Annotated in this window: 3 protein-coding genes; all 3 read right to left on the bottom strand. The window is 46.0% G+C overall.

The window, feature by feature from the left end; genetic code table 11:
- A partial coding sequence (locus ACMJ0U_RS01070) for a DUF5112 domain-containing protein (RefSeq protein ID WP_417127585.1) occupies positions 1-1,618 on the bottom strand: 1,618 nt, incomplete at its 3' end.
- A gap of 154 nt (positions 1,619-1,772) precedes the next feature.
- A complete protein-coding gene (locus ACMJ0U_RS01065) occupies positions 1,773-1,949 on the bottom strand; it encodes a histone H1 (RefSeq protein WP_007561922.1) in 177 nt (58 codons plus the stop codon).
- Positions 1,950-2,065: 116 nt separating this feature from the next.
- Positions 2,066-3,346, bottom strand: a complete 1,281-nt coding sequence (gene tilS / locus ACMJ0U_RS01060; RefSeq protein ID WP_417127583.1) for a tRNA lysidine(34) synthetase TilS — start codon at positions 3,344-3,346, stop codon at positions 2,066-2,068.
- Positions 3,347-3,378: the final 32 nt, after the last annotated feature.

Below are 3,378 nucleotides of genomic sequence, written 5' to 3'. Positions count from 1 at the left end.
CTTCATGCAATTCCACATTTTCTTCTTCCACCTCTTCCTCATCGCAGAATGTAATGCACACATCACGCACACCAAACAATTCTGCCAGTTCTGGTTTCATCACCTTCATTACCGCATCGGCTACCTCTTCCCGGCTGGTTGCCGAAACAGGTACCGCTCCCGTAATCTGCTGACAAAGCCCTAAAATGCGCTTGAGTTCAGTGAGATACATCGTATTCTTCACCCTCCAGGAACGGTTCAGCCAGATAAATAATACGACTAATACCAAGAAACCTGCCACCACAAGCCACAGCAGCACATTCAACTGTCCGGTTTCCTTTTCCAATGCCAGAAAACGGCTTTCCAATTCCTTATCCTGGCGAGTATAGTCCAAAATATCCAGATACACATTGCGGTTATAATCCGATTCCGCCTTGCATCCCATAGCAGAATACGTACGACTCAGCTGTTCCCGTAACCGGGCTATCCATTCGGGCACCGTATTGATACCCTCGTCATTAATCCATTTCAATTCGATGGAAGTGCCGTCTCCTGGCAGATATGCCTGCAAACGGTCGAGCGAATCCTTACAATGGTAATATTTCTCGTGATGCAGATTGACATAATTCAAAGCCTTCTTCAGATTAACCAATGCCTTTTCAGGCTGTCCCGTATAATTATAGAACGTCGCAATGGTACGATAAGTACCCGATATCTGATACCAGTCACCATAACGCTTGAACAGACTCAACGCATCCTTGGCAAAGACCAGCGGCAGGCTGTCTACCGGTAAGTTGTCCGGATTGACCAGACGAAGCATTCCCGCCCTTTTCTCACTCAACAACAAACGATTACTACGGAACACTAGCAACTCAGCCATAGCCTGAAGCGCATTGGCCTCAAAATAAGTATACTCCCCGAGCTGAGCCACCTGCAGACATTGCACCAGATACCCAAATTCTCCAATAGCTACTTCTTCACGCGTGGGGGCCTCGTACATACCACCCGATCCACGCATATAAGCATAGTACAGCCATTGTGCAGTATCATTCTTCAAAGCCTCCTCCGGCACAGCATTGATAGCCTGCATGGACTCTTTGTCTTGCTGCAAATAATAATAATAAATTCCCGATACGATATAAAACTCCGAAAGCGCATAATTCAACCGCCCTTCCAGCCCGTTCTTTTCAAGCGAGGAACGATCCTCGTCAAGACGCCGGATGCGTTGCAATGCACTATTATGATAATCGTAGAACTCCTTGTTCATGGAAGTGCGCTGACAGATTTTCATCATCCCCACATCGGCCACTAACCGCTCAATCTCGTTGCTGCTGGTTTCCGAAGCCTTTCGGAACAAACGAGCCGCATGCTCAAAATCCATCCGCATAAATGCACAGAAGCCCATATTGTTCAATGCCTCCGCTCTGCCCGATGCATATCCTTCAGATAATGTCCAAGCTTCTGTAGCGGCCTTAGACGATAAAGAAAGATCCTTGTAACGTGCTTCATACGCCACACGGTTCAATGAATCCACCTGTGCGTACACCCTCTGATGTACCGGACGTCGGCACGAAAGCCACAGCATGCTGCACACAGCACACGCCACACACACCAGTCCAATCTTCCAAAATTCCTTCATAAACACGTTCGTACAGGTTTACACAAAAGTACGAAGTTCCCCTTTAATAATCACCCCACCGTGTGATAAAAAAACAAAAGAGAGATTATAGCATGCATATTACCACATAAGCTATAAGCTCTCTCCCTCAGACACGAGTCCGTCTTGAAACTATTTATTTTTTTGACTCTTCCAGAGATACTTTTCTAAATTCTTTCAAAACTTTTTCCAACTCCAAGGATGCCTTACGGGCACGAGTTCCTGCAGCTTTGTTACCTTTTTCTGCCTGTAATTCAGCATCTGCAACCAAAGCAGCATTCAATTCTTTGATTTTTGCAATTAATTCGTTCATAATTCTGACTATAATTTAAATTAAACGTATTCAAAGTAAATACAATTCCCTCAATGTGATAACTTTGCCATCTCTTTTTTTGCATCTTTTAATACAAAAAACTATGGATAACGTAATTATACAAACTTTAGCTTCAGATTTATAACAAACCTCGTCTCTGCCGTTACTCTGAAGCGATTATCCAACCGTTCATTCACAAGCCACACGATACGGTCGCCATCACACACCACCCACTGGCGTTCTTTTTCAAAACGAGAGAACTTTTTGTCACGCAAATAATTACGAACAGATTTAAAGCCTTTCATCCCAAACGGAATAAACTTATCTCCTGACTGCCATTTGCGTAAAGTCAGCTCACCTTGCACTTTCTCTGCATCCACATAAGCTTCTTTATTATTATGAGGAACAGAAAAAGGAGGATTTACTTCCATCCGTTCCAGACATAACTCAGGCTGAGGTTCCACCTCTCCCGACGGACGACGTATCAACCGGTTACGATCAATCAATAAAGTCCATTCACGACTATAAAACATTCGACCTGGTTCTCCATGCAATGCACGGAACACGTCATTCACTTGTGCCGCATTGAACCCCAACGGATATAGCAGTTCAAAAAGCAGATTCTGTGCGCCCGGCTCCCTGCACAAAGCAGGAATATCAATGGTTTCCCCATCAGGCATCACCCGTTGCTTAGCCGTCCGTATGGCTTCCTGATACACCTGTGCCACATCTGACAACCTGCGTGCGGTTTCCGCAATCGTGTCACTCACTGACGGATTGATGGTCTCCAGCATCGGAATCACATTCAAACGAAGCTTGTTGCGCACAAATTCATCCTGCAGGTTGGTGCTGTCTGTCACATAACCCTGTCCCAACGAAGAAAGATAGTCCAAAATCTCCGCACGACTCACACACAGCAACGGGCGCACCACATCTCCATTCACCGGACGGATACCCTGCAAACCGTTGATGCCTGTTCCCCGCACCAGGTTGAGCAGAAACGTTTCCACACTGTCATCACGGTGGTGAGCCACCGCCACCACCTTCGCTCCGCATTCCTGGCGCAATTTTGTGAACCAGTCATAACGTAACTCACGGGCTGCCATCTCGACCGACACATTATGAGAAGCAGCATAAGCGTTTGTATCAAAATGAATCACATGCAAAAGCACTCCTAACCTTTCAGCTAAAGCCCGCACAAAACGCTCATCACGCACCGATTCTTCTCCCCGGAGATGAAAGTTACAATGAGCCGCCTCGCATGCATAGCCCAAACGCAGAAGCACCCGCAACAGAGCCACAGAGTCGGCCCCACCGCTCAATGCCACCAGCACTTTGTCGCCGAAGACAAACAAGTGCTTTTCTTCTATAAACTGACTGACTTTCTTTATAAACATAGTACAAACTTAGAGATAAAAATGAAAAAGCT

Origin of the sequence: Phocaeicola sp. (genome assembly GCF_048170425.1) — a bacterium.
Taxonomy (GTDB): domain Bacteria; phylum Bacteroidota; class Bacteroidia; order Bacteroidales; family Bacteroidaceae; genus Phocaeicola.
Note: the sequence above shows the minus strand (reverse complement) of the source record. Positions and strands in the feature narration are given on the sequence as shown.